We start from the raw sequence: 16,205 nt of genomic DNA on the forward strand, positions 1-16,205 counted from the left end.
AACCTCAATGTGACTTCCTTACCCCTGGACTGATCGGGATTGTTCACTAGAACGATTCCGATCAACGGGATTGGCGTAGCTTGAACGACACTGAGGACGGCGCCCGGATCGACGCCGAGATCACCAGCACCGTCGTCGGCTCCGACCCCTTCGCCGCCGCCGTCCGCGCGACGCGCATGCCGATGGTCATCACCGACCCGCGGCTGCCCGACAATCCCATCGTCTACGTGAACGACGCTTTCGTGAAGCTGACGGGCTACGCGCGCGACGAGATCCTCGGCCGCAATTGCCGCTTCCTTCAGGGCCCCGAGACGGACCCCGGGGACGTCGCGCGGGTGCGGGATGCCATTGAGCGGCGCGTGACGATCGAGATCGACCTGAAGAACCGGCGCAAGGACGGCACGGCCTTCTGGAACCGCCTCCTCGTCTCGCCCGTCTTCGCGCCCGACGGCGAGCTCACCTACTTCTTCGCCTCGCAGTACGACGTGACCCTCGAAAAGGAGCGGCTCGTGCTCCTGAAGAAGGACCGGGATGCGCTCGAAGCCGAGGCCGCGCGCCGGTCCCTGGAACTGCTGCAGAGCGAGGAGCGCCTCCGGTTCACCCTGAAGGCCGGCCGCCTCGGAGCCTGGACCCTCGACCTCGGCGTCATGCGCCTGATCTCGTCGGATGGGTTCAAGGAGAACCTCGGGCGCTCGCCGAACGATACGCTGACCTACGAGGAGATGCTCGCGGCCATCCATCCGGAGGACCTCCCGAGGAAGCTCTCGGCCCGAGACGCGGCCATCGCCGGGCATTCGGATTACGACGTCGAGATCCGGGTCATCACCCCTCATGGCGAGACCCGTTGGCTGCAGTTCCGCGGGCAGGCCTCGTACCGGGCGGACGGGACGCCCCTGAGCATCGCCGGCATCAGCCTCGACATCACGGACCGCAAGCGGGCGGAGGAGCACCGCGACCTCCTGGCGGGCGAACTCAGCCACCGCATCCAGAACACCCTGGCGACCGTGCAGTCCATCGCCCGGCAGACGCTGCGGGGGGCGGCCTCGCTGGAAGAGGCCGGGGTCGCGATGGAGGCCCGGCTGCGGTCGTTGTCGGCCGCCACGGAGATGCTGGCCCGCGGCAGCGGCGAGTGGGCGACCCTGACGGAGGTGGTCATCGCGGCCCTGCACCCGTTCGGCGTCGAGCAGGACCACCGCTTCAAGATCGGCGGCCCGATCCTCCGCCTCGCGCCGCGCGTCGCCCTGGCCTTCAGCCTCGCGATCCACGAGCTCGCGACGAACTCTGTCAAGTACGGGTCCCTCTCATCGGACGATGGACGCGTCATCGTGAGCTGGGACGTCGTGGACGGCTCCAATCCGGACCGGCTTTGGTTCCAGTGGCAGGAGGTAGGCGGCCCCCGGGTCTCGCCCCCGACGCGAACGGGCTTCGGCTCTCGAATGATCGAGCGGGCCCTGGCCCGAGAGATCGGCGGCAAGGCGGAGATCGAGTATCGGCCGCGCGGTGTCGTGTTCACGGCCGAGGCGCCGCTGCCGGAGATTACGCGGGACTGAGCGACGGCGGGAGCTTTTTGTCAGTTCGGACGTATCGCATCCATGGACGCCTCCCCTGCCTCCCTGCCGCCGTTTGCCCTCGTGGTCGAGGGGAACATCCTCGTGCGGATGGACGCCGCGGACATCCTTGAGCAGGCGGGCTTCCGAGTCCTCGACGTCGCGACGGCCGATATGGCCATGCAGGTCCTGCAGCGGCACGGCCACGAGTTGAACCTGCTGTTTACGGCCGTCGGGCTTCAAGGCACCCACAACGGGTTCGCGCTGGCACGCCGAGCCGCGGCGGACCACCCGCACATCAGCGTGGTGGTGGCTTCGGGCCATGACCGGCCGGGTCCGGGCGAGCTGCCGGACACCGCCTGCTTTATCGAGAAGCCCTTCAGCGCGGAGATCGTCCATGCACATCTGCAGCGGATCATGCCCGACGAGCGGAAGCCTGCGCCCCTGAGGGAGAAGCAGGCGTCCAGCCACTGACGGTGTTCCATCCGACACAAGCCGCCGGACTTGATCTACGACAGGGACGGATTGCGTCGGACGTGCAGGGCTAAGATCCCGGCCGAAGAACCATTCCGAGCGATATGCGATGCCCCGATTCTACTTCGATTTCCAGAACGGAACCTCACGCATCGACGATGAGGAGGGCGTCGAGTTGGAGGGCCTTGAGACCGGTCGGCGCGAGGCGCTGAGGACCCTGGGCGAGGTCGCCAGGGAGGCGCTATCCAAGGGGGACGAGCAGACGTTGCGTGCGTCCATCCGGGATGCGAATGGGCATGTCGCCTACACGGCGACGGTGACGGTTACCGGCACGTGGCACCCGACATCCATCGACCCTGTCAGCCGCCCTCGGGAGCGAGGTTGAGGTAGGTCGGGTCGAACTCGGCGATGGACGTCAGCCTCGGTAGGTCGAGAATCGTGAGGCGACGCTCGGCGAGCCGGATGACCCGCTGGTGACGAAGCTCCTGCAGGGAGCGGTTGGTATGGACGCCGGACAGACCGAGCGTGTGGGCCAGATCGACCTGCGTGACGGGCAGGGAAAAGCTGTTGCCGTTCGTGAGCCCGACTGCGCGGAGGCGATGGAAGAGCTCACAGATCAGATGGGCGAGGCGCTCGACGCCGGACCGGCAGCCGAGGTTGAGCAACCACTCGCCGGAGGTGGCTTCCTCGATGAGCGACAGCATTCGCGCAGCCTGGGACAGAGCCTGCGATTGGTAGATCGTCTCATTCAGGACCCTGGGCGACAGGCGCGCGATCCGGCAGGGCGTGATCGTCGAGACGCCATGGGGCATCCGGTCCTGGAAGACCGCGTCGAGATCGCTCATATCCCCTGGCAGCAGGTACGCCGTGATCTGACGCCGGCCGTTGGAGCGCTGCTTGTAGCGACAGGCGATGCCCTCAAGGATGAGGATGGCGCCGTCCGGATCGCTCCCCTCGACAATCAAATCCGTCCTGGCGCCAACGAGCCGTGCTTCGGCCTCGACGCGTCCCAGCCATTCCCTGTCCGCGGCGGATAGGACGACCAAGCGTTCCAGCTTCCGGATGGCAGGGTTCGGCCTCGTCTGCACCGAGCGTTCGTCCAAGGCCGCTCAATGCTCCCGTTGGCGCGAACCTCTCGACACAATGTCCAGGCGCGTCTCAGAAAGGATTTTATTCGAAATTGCGTTCGATGATACAGGAATCACGAAAGCGAGATCAGTGATTATTCCTGGCTCGGGACAATCAGGCCGTTAAACATCAGCGTCGCCGTGTAGACGGTCTCGTGCCTGTCGTTCCGGACGCGGACGGTCAGGGTGAGGTGGTCGCCGTCCTCGGGGAGTATCTCCCCCGCGATGGCAGGCAGGGCGCGCTTTGCCTCGCGCCGGACGGCATCGAAGTCCGCGCATTCCAAGCCGTCCTCGTCGAGCCGGAACGAGCCGTCATTGATGTCGAAGAAATAGCGGGCCATGCCGGTCTCCACACGCAGCGGGCGGGAGCACACGCGGTCTCACAGGCGCGGAGAGCCAAGGATCGGGCCGCGATGGTACGGTTCTATACGGTTCTCGTGGAATTGCACCCGGGGCGTTGGCCCCACCGGCGTTCCTTCGAAACCGGGGCGATGCCGTCCTAGCGTCCGGACCCCTAACGGTGGCGCGGACGGCGTAGGTGTGATTCACGGCTCCCATGGGAGGGGCCGATGGATCAGTTCTGGCTGACGGACGAGCAGTTTGCGCGGATCGCACCGCACCTGCCCACCGACACGCGGGGCAAGGAGCGCGTGGACGACCGGCGGGTGATCAGTGGTATCGTCCACGTGCTCAAGTCCGGCGGCCGTTGGACGGACGCGCCGCGGGACGTCTACGGGCCGAAGAAGACGCTCTACAACCGCTTCGTGCGCTGGGCGGCCAAGGGGGTCTGGGTCGGGTTATTCGAGACGCTGTCCCAGGCCGGCGGGCCGCCCTCCCAGGTGCTGATCGACTCCACCGCCGTGAAAGCCCACCGCTGCGCCGCCGGGGGTAAAGGGGGGAGCAAAACCAGGCCATCGGCCGCTCGCGGGGCGGGCGCACGACCAAGATCCATGCTCTCACCGACCGCGCCTGCCGCCCGCTCGCCTTCCTGCCGACTGGCGGGCAGGTCGCCGACTGCAAGGCCGGTGCGCTGCTGCTCGAACGCCTGCCCGCCTGCCGCGTCGTGCTGGCTGACAAGGGCTACGACAGCGATGCCATCCGCCGACAAATCGAGGCGGCCGGAGCCGCGCCCAACATCCCGCCCAAGGTCAACCGGCGCTGGAAGCCGTGCTTCTCGCCTGTGCTCTATCGGGGCCGCAACAGCATCGAGCGGATGTTCGGTCGCCTGAAAGACTTCCGCCGGATCGCCACGCGCGACGACCGCTCGGCGATCAACTTCCTCGCCGCCGTCTGTCTCGCCGCGACCGTCAGCTACTGGTTATGAGTCCGGACGCTAGGACATGACTGCTGATGGCCGTCCGAACCGTTACCGCTGACGCAAGGAAGACTTCGGTTCTCCTTTGGGATCCACAGCTCCACGAGCCGGCTCAAGCGTGGCCGCTTGTACGGAGCCCGCTTCGCGTGTTCACGTTTTGTGCGTGCATTCGCTGAGCAGGCGCATGCAGGTCATCGACGTCATCATAGGCATGCCCATGCCTGCAGCCGCGTAGGTGGCTAGTCGAGCGCTTCTTCGGATGGATCAGCCGCAACCGACGCCTCTAGAAGGACCCGGAAGCGACCCTCGCCTCCGCACACGCCTTCCTCTACGCCGCCGCCGTCATGATCCTCGTCCGAAGGCTGGGGCGAGCAGCATGATTTATCGGAAAGCCTCTAAGCAGCCATGAAGCGGACCTTCCCAGGGACTGCGAAGGGTCGATAGCAACCTGAACGATGTGTCAAGTATTCGATCGGATATCCGCTATGGAGATCACTCGGACGAATATCTGGTTTCAAAAGTTTCAAGAGGATCCGCTTCAGGCGGGTAATCACCCCAAGCCGAAGCTTCCGGAAGACTGACGAACGACCGCTTTTGAGAAGCGTCAACGGCGGTCCGGGCGACTGGGTTGGGTTGGACACAGCTGGGCTGCATTCTAGGCTTGGCCGCTGAGTGGCACAGATCCCGAACGTCGAACCGGTGGTGCGCAGACTACGTTCGCAGCGCCCTTTCTCTCCCTGCCGGCATCTGCCGGTTGGGAGATGAGAAATGGGACATTCACAGCACGACCCAGCCTTCAAGAACCGACGTCCGTGGAACGTAGGACGGAAGCTCGGCGCCAAGCGCGCTCTCAAGCCTCAGCAGGTTTGGGCCATCCGTTTCTGGCTCGACGGAAAGCGGCGTGTACGCGACCGCGCCATGTTTGACCTCGCCATCGACAGTAAGCTGCGCGGTTGTGACATCGTCAAATTGAAGATCGGTGAGCTTGTCAGCGGCGAGCGGGTGCGGGCGCGGGTCATCGTCGTTCAGCGAAAGACTGGACGGCCTGTACAGTTCGAACTGCTTGAACCAGCACGTACCAGCATTCTGACTTGGCTTGAGTGTCGAGGGGGCAGGCTTGATGATTACGCTTTTCCCAGCCGGATCGACCATAAAGCGCACATAAGCACCCGACAGTACGCCCGTCTGGTAGATGAATGGGTGACAGGTATAGGGCTCCGGCGCGAGGACTACGGAACACATTCCCTACGTCGAACAAAGGCGGCGTTGATCTATAAGCGAACAGGCAACTTGCGCGCTGTGCAAATTCTGCTCGGGCATACGAAAATCGAGAGTACGGTACGCTACCTCGGCGTGGACGTTGAAGACGCACTCGCTCTGGCCGAAGGGACCGAAATCTGAAGCCCGGCCTCCTCGGCGGCAGAGTTGAGGAGGCCATGCATGCTTCGGGAATGCAGCGCATGTAATGGAGTCGGTTACCCCGACATAATACCGTCCCGGACATAGGCGTTCTCGAACGAACCCAGCCCTTCCGCCCTGGGTGGATTTCTGCCTGTCCGCTAACTGACATCAAACGGGTTAAAGCGGACGCCCGCTTGAGACCTGGACTCATAATTCCATCCCATGTGCCTACGGGAGTGGATTGGTCGCTTGGAGTGCGAGTAAGCATCGCCGGCAGCCCGTGAATTTCGCCAGCATCCTGATGGGACACTTATGCGGAAGTCCTAGGCTCCCGCTCGAACCCTTATGCGTGCGGGTCCAGCTTACGGGAGCGGTCCGCCGACGGATCGCGTAACCCCCCGACGCTCCATGCCCGTCACCATTCCAGCCGCCGTCATCGTCTCCGAGGCGGCCCCGTCCCCATCGATCCGGTTCATCGTCGGCCAGGACCCGCAGGGGCACTGGGTCGCTGTGGACGTTCACGGCTTGGGCGGCGGCATATTCCGCACCCGGCAGCACGCGCTCCACTATGCGGTCGACCTCACCGGTCATCGTCCCGATGCGGTCGCCATCGCGACGGATCGCATCGAGCTTCGAATCTGAGATGGGCGTCGCGGCACGGCGCCTCCGGGCACGTCGTGCCCGACGACTCGTCGCTCGCTTCGCCCTGTGGGGTTGTGCCCTCGCCTTAGGTGCCGTCGCCGGGTGGGCCGGAGGACTCACCGCCTCAGCCACCATAGCGACGCTCTGCATCGGGTTATCGACAGCGGCCCTGATCCTTCACCTTGCCGCTTGGGTGCAGGGTCATCGGCGGAAGGAAGGCGTAAGCGAACGGCGGCCCATCCGGCACACCCGCGACCGTCGTCGGTCGCTCGTACGAGGCGCCTTAAGCCATGCCACTGACACCAGACGAGATCGAGCGGATGGCGGCAAGCCTCGCCGCGGCCCATGCCTCGGGCAGGGAGAGCCGCGAGGCGGCCCTTCATCGCCTGACAGGGATGGCCGATGCCGAGAATATCCAGGAGGCGATGCTGAGGATGCTGGCCGACGCCCAGGTCGGCTACGCGCTGGGCGCCTCCAGTCCGACGACAGCGCGGCTCCTCGGCACCAATGCACCGATCCTCGCCCCCTTGCTTCGCGGCAGCTTGCTCGATGACGGGTCGACCTATCTCCTCCCGCAGGGGACCATCGGGCTCGGTGCCGGGTTCTGCTTCGTACTCGGGCGCCCCTTGGAGGATGTATCGGACGGTCCGGCCGGAGATCGCAAGGCCACCGATGCCTGCATCGCTTGCCACCTTGAACTCCACATCCTTGGACGGCGTGTCCCCCATGGAACGCCCCTGAATGAATGGACGGCGACGGCCGATCTCGGGCTGGACGTTGTCCATGTGCTCGGGCCCCGGGTCACGGACTGGCGCTCGATCGACCTTACTTCGACAGTCATCCGTGTCCGTCTCGACGGGAACGCCGTTACCCAGGGGCACGGATCGGACGCGTTCGGCGCGCCGGTCGGCGCCGTCGCCTGGACGGCACGATGGCTGGTCGGTCGAGGGCGACGCATCGAGGCTGGCGAGTTGGTTACCACCGGCAGTCTCACGGGCTTGGTGCGCGTCATTCCGGGCCAGCGGGTCAGCGCCGATGTCGAAGGCGTCGGCGCTGTCACCCTGAACCTCATATAATCGCAAAACCGTGCATCCAGGCTTCACCTTGGCCGCAACGGCGTCGGATGGCGGGTCGATGAGGATCCCGCCTATACCTGCGCTGCGGTTTCAGTGACCAGACAGGCAGGTGTCGACCGTTGGGAGCCCTGCGAGGCTCAATCGAGTTGTGGAAAGGGAAGATCGACTGGTGGGCTTACAAGTAGCTTAACCCCGACCAGGCCGCTCGGCGCTTCAGCCGGACCATCCAGCGGCAGGCGAGCCAGAGCGGCGGGACCAGGATCGCCGCGACAAGCCAGATCTGCCACGGGGCCCCCGCCTCGATTCGGTTGGATGGGCCGCCGAGGCCGAGCGCCAGTGCGCCGTCGTGGAGCAGTCGCAGCAGCCAGAGATGCGCGAGGTAGAAGAACAGCGGCGCGCCCCCGAAGGTACGTAGAACACCGAGGCTTCGCGCCGGCACCGCCTCGAACAGGGCGAGGAGCCCGATGCCGAGGCCCAGGGTTAGCAGCAGGAAGTCGGCTGAGGGCGGGTACTTCGTCAGGTTGACGAAGGAGAGCGCGGTGAGGAGTGGCGTCGCCCCCGACTGCCATGGCGCCGGCTCGCCGTAGCCGTTGAGGCTCCGCAGGATCAGGAAGGCGGAGAGCGCCGCGCCGCCGAGTGCCAGGAGCCCCGTGCGGCGGGTGGCCGGCGCGACCGCTCCGGCGAAGAGCGGCCCCAGGGCGTAGCCCGCCGCGATCACGCCGAACCAGGGCAGCACGGGATAAGAGGTGCGCGCCACGCCCCAGGGCAGTTCGATGACGCCCCGCTGGTGCAGGATCGACCAGGGCACGTAGCCCGTATCTCCTGATTGGAGCACGAGTCCGTCGAGCAGGTTGTGGCCGAGCATCACCGCCGCGGCGAAAAGGACGAGGGCAGCACGCGGCAGCCAGAGCAGGGCGGCGAGAGCCAGCATGCTGAGGCCGATGGCCCAAATCACCTGCAGGTAGAGGATCGGTGGCGTCAGGCTGCGGGTCCAGGCGAGGCTGACCAGCGTCACCTCCAGAAGGATCAGCAGCAGGCCGCGCTTCGCCAGAAACACGCTGGTCGCCCGCCGGTCGCCGTGCTTCTGCGCATGGAGGCTGGCCGAGAGGCCGGTCAGCAGGATGAAGACCGGCGCGCAGAGGTGCGCGGTGAGCCGGGTCAGGACGAGGCCGGGCGGCGTCACGGCCAGATCCATCGGGTCACGGACCTGGGCGTGCAGGTAGACGAACTCCCGCACGTGGTCGACGAGCATGAGCAGCATGACGAGGCCGCGCAGGGCGTCGATGGAGACGATGCGGGACTGTGGACCCTGCGCTCCCTCGGAGGCTGTCGGTCTCATCGCACGCGCTCCGTTCCGATCCGATGCAGGAGCCGGCCGACATCCACGGGTGTCCAGACCGCGCCGCCGCGCGGCTTGCGGACCCCACGCCGCGTCAACTCGGGAGCGAGGCACTGGGGCGTCCGCCCGACTTCTCCGCCAATCGATTCCAGAATCGGCATGAGGTCGAGCACGTAGCGGCGCGCGCGCTCGGACGAGGCCCCGCGCCCCGCATCCCCGCGCCGGACATGGGCGGCAGGCGCATCAACAAGCTGGGCCGCCGGGCTGCCATCCCCGGCTGCACCCTTCCGGTTCGCGCGCATCATGCGGGCCATTCGGCGAGGCGGCGGAGAGCCAGCGCGGCGAGGAGTAGGGTTCCCGCGACCAAGCAACCGAGGGCCACCATCGCCTGGCGCTCCGCCGCGGCGCGGGGCACGGAGGGCGCGAATGCCGGCACGGCATCGTAGGCGGCAAAATCGAGCCGCGCGGGACAGCCCGGACAGACCGGCGCGGGGTCCAGTGCCTGGGCGAGGATGCGAGGCTCGAAGAACGCACGCAGGTCCCGGCGGTACGCGGCGCCTGCCGCCAGGAAGGCGGAATGGCGCTCGGCGTCGGTTCCCGCCGCCATCTCAAGCGCAAGGGCGAGGACCGTCGCGGGCGACAGGATCGCCAGGCGTCGGCTCCAGGTCGCCGCCGTCCGGGCATGGTCCCGCGCGGCATCCCGATAGCTCGCCAGCGCTTCGTCGTAGAACGCATCGCGGGCGAGGCGCTTGACCTCGGGCGCCTCCGCCAGTCCCGGCCGGCTCGCGGCGTCCGGAACCTTGCCGGTCAGCCAGGCCGCGGTGATCCGTGCGCCTTCCTCCCCGGTGTAGAACCGGACCTGTGCCCGCCGGCTCGCATCGATCGCCGCGATCCGCGAGGGCGTCGGTGCGAGGACCTCAACCGCGAGGCCGAGCGTGCTTGGCAGGGCCACCGTAACGCAGGCCCAGGCTAGCACGAGGATCGCGAGGGCGGCGACGCCCCCGCGCCACAGGCTGGCCGCCAGGGCGCAGGCCGACACCCACAGGACGACGTAGGCGGCCAGGGCCGCCGCGAGGAGGGCCAGCGTGCCCACCCAACCGTCGAGCTCTCCGAGACCGCCCGAGACGATGAGCGCCAGCGCCGTTGCCCCGAGAACGGCCGCGATGGCGACCAGAGCCACGGCCCCGAACTTCGCGCCTGCCACGCGACGCGGCCCGACTGGCTGCGACGCGATCATGCGCAGGATGCCGCTGTCGAACTCGGAGGAGAGCCGCGTGCCGGCGAGCGCGATAACCACGAGCGGCACGAGGTAGACCAGCGCGAAGGTGAGATCGAACGGACCAAGCCTGAGCCGAGCCGTCGAGCCGGGCTCGTAGGCGGTGTCGTCGAAGACGGTGCTGAAGCCGAAGCTGGCCCGCATGATCGCGGGCTGCACGTCGGACTGACCTGCCGCGAACGCGGCGAGCGGCGTCGGAGGCTTCACCGCGTAGGCGGCCATGAAGTAGGTCATGAAGCCGAAGGCGTCCGTGGGGTCCTGCCAGTAATTCACCTTGATCGGCGAGGGCTTGCCGTAGCGTTCATGGGCGGCCTTGGCGTCCCGCACGACCCGGTCGGTGTCGGCGACGGCCTGCGCGAGGGCGGCCCGCTCCGTTGCGACGCGCCCGGCGCCCGTCCACGCTGCCAGGCAGAGCGCCGCGACAAGGGCGGCGAGGATCGCCCAGGTCAGGCGCTCGCGCAGGATGAGGCGCAACTCGGCGCCGAGCAGCACAGGGAACCGTACGGTTGTCACGGCTTCAGCCTCCGGACCAGGGGACGGCACAGGAGCGCCAGCAGACCGAGCCAGAGGGCTAGGACGAGGGCCGGAACGCGTGCGTTCGCCAGCGTGGTCGCGAACGGCAATGGCCGGTGGACGAACGGCGGGATCTCCTCCCAGAGATCCCGCCCGGAAACGAGGATGGTCCCGCCGCGCTGGGGATGGTCGCGGATCTCTGCGTTCATGCGTTCGGAGATGTCGCGCCGATAGGCTTCCGCCGTCCAGACGAAGTGGGCATGCTGGGCGAAATCGGTGCCGGCCAGCGTCTGCGAGAGGGCCTGCAGGGCAACCCGCGGCGAGAGGAGGCCGGCCCAGGCCAAGGCCCTGTCCTGGGCCGCGAGGCTGTCGAAGAATGCTCCGAGCTCGCGGTCGTAGACCGCGAAGTTGTGCCCCTCGTTTTCGGACATCATCAGGCCGCGCAGGTCGACGGGCAATTCGTCGGGGTCGCTCACGCCGTAGCGGGCCAGAACCTCGCGCGTACGGATGTCGTTCGCCTCTGCAGTACGATGGGCCCGAAATCCGGCCTCGATCCGCGCACGGACATCCCGGTAGGACAAGGCAGGCACGACGGCGTCGACTCCGACGACCGCGAGGCGGGGGGCCGCGACGCAGAGGAGGGCCCAGGCCGCAAGTGTCGCCGCGAGCGCGCCCCGGGCCGTGCGGGCGACCAGTGAGACGAGCATCGCGAGCAGTAGGAACACGGCGGTGTAGGCGAGTTGCGCAGCGACCCAGATCAGCAGGCGCGGAACGACCTGCCAGCCCGCACCATCCTGACTCACCACCGCAAGCGCGCCGATCCCGAGGAGCGGTAGGCCCGCCACGAGGGCGAGCGCGGCGAAAAGGGCCGCGAACCGGCTCGCGAAGAGCCGGCCCGGCGGGACGCCGTTGCCGAGTGCGAGACGCAGCGTCCCACGCTCGCGGTCGGCCGCGAAGGCGGAGAAGCCCAGCAGGATGGCGGCGAGCGGCACCACGAGCTGGACGATGTCGGCGACGCTGCTGAGGCCGGATCGGGTGAGCGGGCCGGCATCCTGGACGGCGCGGTAAACCGCGTCGTTGAACACGTGGGCCTCCACACGCACCATCCGGCCCGTATAGGGCTCGGTGCCGGGATCGAGGACGGCAAGCGGTGCGGAGGGACGGAACACCCACAGCCCGAAATGGTCGGCCGAATGCGGGTTCTTGGCATCCTGGCCGAGCCAGCGCGCGCGCTCGGCGGCCGCGACCTGAGCGACCTCGCCGGCGTAGCGCGTGGAATCCCGCCAGCCGCCGAGGCCCGCGACCGTAAGGAGCAGGACGAGGACGGCACCGATCCAGCGAAGGCGCACATCGCGGGCGGTGCGCGCAAGTTCGGCTAGGAGTTGCCTCACGCCGCGCTCCCCGCCAGCCGCTGGATGTAGAGCCGCTCCAGGCCGACGTGGTCGAGAGTCCTAGGGTCGATTTCCTCGACGATGCGGCCACGGCTCAAGACCCCGACTTGCCCGGCCATCTCGTGCACCCGATAGAGGTCGTGGGTCGCCATCAGGATAGCGGTGCCGCGCGTTGCCGCCGCCCGGACCGTGGTCGAGAAGTCCGCGGCTGCTCTCGGATCGAGGCCGGAGGTGGGCTCATCGAGGAGAAGGAGCCGGGCACGGCGCGCGAGCGCCACCGCGATGCCGACCTTCTGGCGCATACCCTTGGAATAAGAGCCGGCGGGACTCTCGTGTGCAGTCTCGGCAAGACCGGCCTCGGCCAGGAGCGTGCGGGCTGTCCCCTTGCCCAGGTCGAGGCCGGCCAGGGTCGTGAAGTAGCGCAGGTTCTCTACGCCGGAGAGGCCGGGATAGAGTGCTACCTGTTCGGGGATGTAGGCCACGTGGCGGCGGGCGCCGACCGGGTCAGCGCCGGCATCGATTCCGCAGACCCGGACCGTGCCGGCATCCGCCTTCAGGAAGCCGAGGATCAGGTTAACCGTGGTGGTCTTGCCGGCACCGTTCGGTCCGAGCAGGGCGAAGACCTCGCCGGGGCGGAGCGACAGGTCGAGGCCATCGAGGGCCTGGCGTTCGCCGAAGCGCTTGCCCGCCCCCCGGATCTCCAGGACGAAGTCACCCGCATGGGTCGTGACGTCAGCCATTAGAACCGCACCGAGATCGTGCCGGTGAAGCGCCGGGGCGCGCCGGGATAGACCCGGAAGGCGTTGTTCGAGCTCTCGTAGTAGGTGGCGTCGAAGATGTTCTCGACGTTGAGGCCGAAGCGCATGTTCTCGTAGCGATAGTAGGCCAGGGCATCGACCGCGATGTAGGCCGGGAGCACGAAGCCGGAGCCTGCGGCGTCTCCGGCGCGTTCGCCGACACCGCGCACGCCGCCGCCGAGGCCGAGGCCCTTCCAGGGGCCGGCCTGCACCTCGTGCACGGCGAGCAGGCTGCCGGAGTGGCGCGGGATATTGACCAGCGGAGCGCCTACGGGGAGCACGTTGTCCTTCGTGACCAGGGCGTCGGCGTAGACGTAGCCGGCCAGGAGCTTGATCTCGGGGGTGATCTGACCGGCGGCCGTGAGCTCGAAGCCCTGGCTGCTTACCCCGCCAGCCGCCAGGGAGAAGCCCGGGTTGTTGGGGTCGGCCGTGAGCACGTTCTGCCGCTCGATGCGGAAGGCCGCCGCCGTCAGGCCGAGCGCGCCGCCGAACAGGTCGAGCTTGGCGCCGACTTCGTAGCCGAGCCCGGTCTCGGGCTCGAAGGGCACGGAGCGGGCCACCGCGAAGGCGTCGGGGCCGATATTGGGCCGGAAGCTGGTGCCCACGTTGGTGTAGAGGGCGAGCTCCGGCAGGGGCTGGTAGACGAGGCCGGCGCGCGGTGTCGCCGCCACCCGGGACTGGTCGACCTGGGTCGCCGTGGTGCGCTCGCGGAAGGACTGCTCGAAGAAATCGAATCGCACGCCGAGCAGGGCTTTCCACTCCGGACTGAGCGCGATCTGGTCCTGGGCGTAGAGGGCTGTGTTGGTGACCCGCTCCAGGTTGTTGCGCCGGATGGTGAGCGGCGGCAGGGCCTGGCCGTAGCGCGGATCGTAGATGTCGAGGCTGTAGGGGCTCTGACGGAAGTTCGAGCGGTCGTAGACCACGCGGCTGTCGGTGCTCTCCCGCTCGAAGCCGAGCAGCACGGTATGGCCGAGATCGCCGGTGGCGAAGCGTCCCACAACCTCGGCCTGGCCGATGGCGGTATCCCAGCGGTAATCGCGAAAATTCCGGTCGCGCAGGACGGTGCGATTGTCGGCAGCGAGGCCACGCACCTCTGCCGATTCCCCGACCAGCGAGCCGGTGTTGAAGTGGGTCGCCAGCCGCATCTGCCAGTCGGCGTCGAAGCGGTGCTCCACCCGGACCTGCATCGTGTCCGAGCTCTGGTACGTGCTCTGCCCGGGCTCACCGAGGAAGCGGGAGATCGGCAGGAATCCGAGCTGCTTGTTGATCGCGATCACGCCCCGGTCGACGACGATGCGGTTGCGCAGAAACTCGGTCTCGACGGTGACCTTCGTGTCCGGCGTGACCTGCCAGCTCACCACGGGCGCGACGAGGAGCCGGTCGCCATCCACGAAATCGCGAAAGCTGTTCTGGCGGCCGCCCGCGAAGTTGAAGCGGTAGAGCAGCGTGCCGTCCTCGTTGAGTTCGCCGCCGGCATCGACAGTGCCGCGGAATTGCTCGAACGAGCCCCAAAGGCCGCCCATCTCGACGAAGCGCTCGGCCGTCGGCTGCTTCGTGACAAAGTTGACGAGGCCGCCCGGGTCGCTGCGCCCGAACAGGCCGCCGCCGGGGCCCTTGAGCACCTCGATGCGCTCCACGTTCTGGGTATCGGGCGGCGGCGGCGAACCGCGGTTGATCGGGAAGCCGTTGCGGTAGAGCTCCGAGGTGGTCGTGCCGCGGATGGCGTAGCTGAATACCGTCAGGCCGCCGAAATTGTTCTGCTGGGCCACGCCCGGCGTGTAGTTGAAGATGCGGTCGACGCGGGTGGCGGCAAGATCGGTGATGACCTCGCGCGGCGCGACGGTGACGACCTGCGGCACGTCGCGCTGAGGGGTGTCGGTCTTGGTGCTGCTCACCGCCCGGTCGGCCCGGTAGCCCGGGGTCGGACCGATCAGACCTATTCCCGGGTTGGGGCCAGCACCAACGGCGACCGGGGCGCCCCCGCCAGCCCCCTCGACGGAAAGTTCCTCCAGCGTGACGGCTTCCTGCGCTCGGGCCTCCCAGGCGGGTGAACCCGTCGAGAGGATCGCGGCGAGGGCGCAACGCGATCCCGGGCGTCCGGCCCTCCAGCGGCGTTTGGTGGATCCGGGCGGGTTCGGGATCTGGGCCGTCGCGGTGGGCAGGCTCGGACGAGGGAACACCGGTGCACTCAAGGTTGTCGAGCGACAGCCGAGCGGGTGCCCTCACGGGATCGGCCGCGTCAGCAGCCAAGCCCGTTCCAGCGCTCCGCCGGGACACCCCGCCCGAGAGACGTATCGTCGTGCAAGGCAGGTCTCCTGGCTCGCGGGTCGTCGCCCTCTCCTCGGCCTTCCCAGTGCGACGCACCAGTGACCCTGGACGGAAAGAGCTCGCCGCTGACAGTTGCGGGGGCAGCTTCGGAAGCGCTCCTGCGAGTACCCCGAATTCCCTCTTAGCCCACGAGCCGACGACCCGCAGGAACCTTGACGGTCGAACAATCGCCGCGCTTCGGCTGGTAGTCAATCGCGAGACGTTGAATTTTTGAAACATTGTAACATTGCGCTCGCTTGTAATGGCTTCGGTCGACCCGGCGATGGGCGCAAGTGTGAACGCCGCACGCTGGGCGATTGACCGTCCCCGGCACCCGGCCGTAAATGCGGCGATGCGCGGATGCCTGCCACGGATGGTCCAAGGCCGCGCGATCATCTCGGTGGTCGCGCTCTACGCGCTTGTGCTTCAGGCCGTTCTCGGCGGCCTGGTTCCGTTGCCATCCGCACCGGTCGGCGCCGTGATCTGCGCCGAGCATGACGGTTCGACCGGGCCGGGCGATCACGGGCCGGCTTGCCAGCATCACGCCTGTTGCACGATGGCCCAGGCCGTACAGTTGCTCCATCCGCTTCTGTGGGCGTTTGCAGCGGTCGCTTGGGCCCCCGCTCGGGTGACCTCCGCCCCGTGGCGAGACGCAGGTGCGGTCCAGGCGCGCGCGCCTCCCGACCCGTCCGTCAGTCCGCGAGGTCCGCCCACCGCCTGATCGATCCGCTTCCCGATCGCTCAGACCCGGACCCGAACCCATGTCCCAGACCCTCCAGGGTGATGCGACGGCATTGTCCGCCGTTGCGCTCGCGCGCCCGGCTCAGGATGCCGTCCACCGCGCCGTCTGGCGTTGGCATTTCTACGCCGGCCTGCTCTGCCTGCCCTTCCTCGTCCTGCTTGTCCGACGTCAGCACCTGTGGGACAGATTGAGGGTCTTCACGAACGGAGGATGGCTGGTTCATCGTAGCCCCTGAGGAGCGAAGATGAAGCAGACATC

At 67.7% G+C, this 16,205-nt stretch carries 15 protein-coding genes, 2 pseudogenes and 1 riboswitch; of the genes and pseudogenes, 9 read left to right on the forward strand and 8 right to left on the reverse strand.

Annotation, left to right across the window (positions count from 1 at the left end; all coding sequences use genetic code 11):
• The first annotated feature begins 80 nt into the window (after positions 1 to 80).
• The 3 genes from ASG51_RS03495 to ASG51_RS03505 all read left to right on the forward strand — a co-directional run bounded on the left by ASG51_RS03495 (position 81) and on the right by ASG51_RS03505 (position 2,406).
• Positions 81 to 1,550: a PAS domain-containing protein gene (locus ASG51_RS03495; protein ID WP_056379114.1), complete on the forward strand. Its 1,470-nt coding sequence runs from the start codon at positions 81 to 83 to the stop codon at positions 1,548 to 1,550.
• Between the two features lie 42 nt (positions 1,551 to 1,592).
• Positions 1,593 to 2,021: a response regulator gene (locus ASG51_RS03500; protein WP_200930223.1), complete on the forward strand. Its 429-nt coding sequence runs from the start codon at positions 1,593 to 1,595 to the stop codon at positions 2,019 to 2,021.
• Positions 2,022 to 2,130: 109 nt separating this feature from the next.
• On the forward strand, positions 2,131 to 2,406 hold the full coding sequence (locus tag ASG51_RS03505; protein ID WP_056379116.1) for a hypothetical protein: 276 nt from the start codon (positions 2,131 to 2,133) through the stop codon (positions 2,404 to 2,406).
• Here ASG51_RS03505 and ASG51_RS03510 read toward each other — a convergent pair.
• Together ASG51_RS03510 and ASG51_RS03515 are read right to left on the reverse strand one after the other, a co-directional pair.
• A complete protein-coding gene (locus ASG51_RS03510; protein ID WP_244480048.1) occupies positions 2,381 to 3,067 on the reverse strand; it encodes a Crp/Fnr family transcriptional regulator in 687 nt (228 codons plus the stop codon). The genes ASG51_RS03505 and ASG51_RS03510 overlap by 26 nt on opposite strands.
• A gap of 176 nt (positions 3,068 to 3,243) precedes the next feature.
• On the reverse strand, positions 3,244 to 3,489 hold the full coding sequence (locus ASG51_RS03515; RefSeq protein ID WP_056379119.1) for a hypothetical protein: 246 nt from the start codon (positions 3,487 to 3,489) through the stop codon (positions 3,244 to 3,246).
• A gap of 228 nt (positions 3,490 to 3,717) precedes the next feature.
• On the opposite strand from ASG51_RS03515, the gene ASG51_RS23135 reads away from it, so the two are divergent.
• The 5 genes and pseudogenes from ASG51_RS23135 (at position 3,718) to ASG51_RS03540 (ending at position 7,582) form a co-directional block, all read left to right on the forward strand.
• A protein-coding gene (locus tag ASG51_RS23135) for an IS5 family transposase (protein WP_156389551.1) occupies positions 3,718 to 4,472 on the forward strand; the annotation gives its coding sequence in 2 pieces (ribosomal slippage) (positions 3,718 to 4,048 and positions 4,048 to 4,472; 756 coding nt in all).
• A gap of 212 nt (positions 4,473 to 4,684) precedes the next feature.
• Positions 4,685 to 4,843 (forward strand): annotated as a pseudogene (locus tag ASG51_RS23140) (IS5/IS1182 family transposase); the annotation flags it as partial.
• 388 nt (positions 4,844 to 5,231) lie between these two features.
• Positions 5,232 to 5,864, forward strand: coding sequence for a tyrosine-type recombinase/integrase (locus ASG51_RS23145; RefSeq protein ID WP_082513856.1), 633 nt, complete (start codon positions 5,232 to 5,234; stop codon positions 5,862 to 5,864).
• Between the two features lie 408 nt (positions 5,865 to 6,272).
• Positions 6,273 to 6,506 carry a hypothetical protein gene (locus tag ASG51_RS03535; protein WP_056379127.1) on the forward strand — a complete coding sequence of 78 codons (234 nt, stop codon included), beginning with the start codon at positions 6,273 to 6,275 and terminating at the stop codon, positions 6,504 to 6,506.
• 290 nt (positions 6,507 to 6,796) lie between these two features.
• Positions 6,797 to 7,582: a fumarylacetoacetate hydrolase family protein gene (locus ASG51_RS03540; RefSeq protein ID WP_056379129.1), complete on the forward strand. Its 786-nt coding sequence runs from the start codon at positions 6,797 to 6,799 to the stop codon at positions 7,580 to 7,582.
• A 175-nt stretch (positions 7,583 to 7,757) separates the two neighbouring features.
• On the opposite strand, the gene ASG51_RS03545 is transcribed toward ASG51_RS03540, so the two are convergent.
• The 6 genes from ASG51_RS03545 to ASG51_RS03570 are packed head-to-tail and all read right to left on the reverse strand — an operon-like array spanning position 7,758 to position 14,964.
• Positions 7,758 to 8,921, reverse strand: a complete 1,164-nt coding sequence (locus ASG51_RS03545; protein WP_056379131.1) for a heparan-alpha-glucosaminide N-acetyltransferase domain-containing protein — start codon at positions 8,919 to 8,921, stop codon at positions 7,758 to 7,760.
• Complete coding sequence (locus ASG51_RS03550) at positions 8,918 to 9,226, reverse strand: hypothetical protein (protein ID WP_244480049.1); 309 nt, start codon at positions 9,224 to 9,226, stop codon at positions 8,918 to 8,920. Before ASG51_RS03550 ends, ASG51_RS03545 begins: the two co-directional genes overlap by 4 nt.
• On the reverse strand, positions 9,223 to 10,710 hold the full coding sequence (locus ASG51_RS03555; RefSeq protein ID WP_162245230.1) for a DUF3526 domain-containing protein: 1,488 nt from the start codon (positions 10,708 to 10,710) through the stop codon (positions 9,223 to 9,225). The genes ASG51_RS03550 and ASG51_RS03555 overlap by 4 nt, the downstream gene beginning before the upstream one ends.
• The gene (locus ASG51_RS03560; RefSeq protein ID WP_082513857.1) at positions 10,707 to 12,101 is read right to left on the reverse strand and encodes a DUF3526 domain-containing protein; all 1,395 of its coding nucleotides are present in this window, start codon (positions 12,099 to 12,101) and stop codon (positions 10,707 to 10,709) included. Before ASG51_RS03560 ends, ASG51_RS03555 begins: the two co-directional genes overlap by 4 nt.
• On the reverse strand, positions 12,098 to 12,841 hold the full coding sequence (locus ASG51_RS03565) for an ABC transporter ATP-binding protein (RefSeq protein WP_056379137.1): 744 nt from the start codon (positions 12,839 to 12,841) through the stop codon (positions 12,098 to 12,100). Before ASG51_RS03565 ends, ASG51_RS03560 begins: the two co-directional genes overlap by 4 nt.
• A complete protein-coding gene (locus tag ASG51_RS03570) occupies positions 12,841 to 14,964 on the reverse strand; it encodes a TonB-dependent siderophore receptor (RefSeq protein ID WP_056379158.1) in 2,124 nt (707 codons plus the stop codon). The genes ASG51_RS03565 and ASG51_RS03570 overlap by 1 nt, the downstream gene beginning before the upstream one ends.
• 221 nt (positions 14,965 to 15,185) lie before the next feature.
• Positions 15,186 to 15,396, reverse strand: a riboswitch (cobalamin riboswitch).
• Positions 15,397 to 15,966: 570 nt separating this feature from the next.
• Here ASG51_RS03570 and ASG51_RS24875 point away from each other — a divergent pair.
• Positions 15,967 to 16,107 (forward strand): annotated as a pseudogene (locus tag ASG51_RS24875) (PepSY domain-containing protein); the annotation flags it as partial.
• Between the last annotated feature and the right edge of the window lie 98 nt (positions 16,108 to 16,205).

This window comes from Methylobacterium sp. Leaf465 (genome assembly GCF_001424705.1).
GTDB lineage: Bacteria > Pseudomonadota > Alphaproteobacteria > Rhizobiales > Beijerinckiaceae > Methylobacterium.

What these genes read in the sequence shown, in the direction of transcription:
- ASG51_RS03500 (WP_200930223.1), top strand. Translation starts at nt 1,593, where the DNA reads ATGGACGCCTCCCCTGCCTCCCTGCCGCCGTTTGCCCTCGTGGTCGAG.
- ASG51_RS03505 (WP_056379116.1), top strand. Translation starts at nt 2,131, where the DNA reads ATGCCCCGATTCTACTTCGATTTCCAGAACGGAACCTCACGCATCGAC.
- ASG51_RS03515 (WP_056379119.1), bottom strand. Translation starts at nt 3,489, where the DNA reads ATGGCCCGCTATTTCTTCGACATCAATGACGGCTCGTTCCGGCTCGAC.
- ASG51_RS23145 (WP_082513856.1), top strand. Translation starts at nt 5,232, where the DNA reads ATGGGACATTCACAGCACGACCCAGCCTTCAAGAACCGACGTCCGTGG.
- ASG51_RS03535 (WP_056379127.1), top strand. Translation starts at nt 6,273, where the DNA reads ATGCCCGTCACCATTCCAGCCGCCGTCATCGTCTCCGAGGCGGCCCCG.
- ASG51_RS03540 (WP_056379129.1), top strand. Translation starts at nt 6,797, where the DNA reads ATGCCACTGACACCAGACGAGATCGAGCGGATGGCGGCAAGCCTCGCC.
- ASG51_RS03545 (WP_056379131.1), bottom strand. Translation starts at nt 8,921, where the DNA reads ATGAGACCGACAGCCTCCGAGGGAGCGCAGGGTCCACAGTCCCGCATC.
- ASG51_RS03550 (WP_244480049.1), bottom strand. Translation starts at nt 9,226, where the DNA reads ATGATGCGCGCGAACCGGAAGGGTGCAGCCGGGGATGGCAGCCCGGCG.
- ASG51_RS03565 (WP_056379137.1), bottom strand. Translation starts at nt 12,841, where the DNA reads ATGGCTGACGTCACGACCCATGCGGGTGACTTCGTCCTGGAGATCCGG.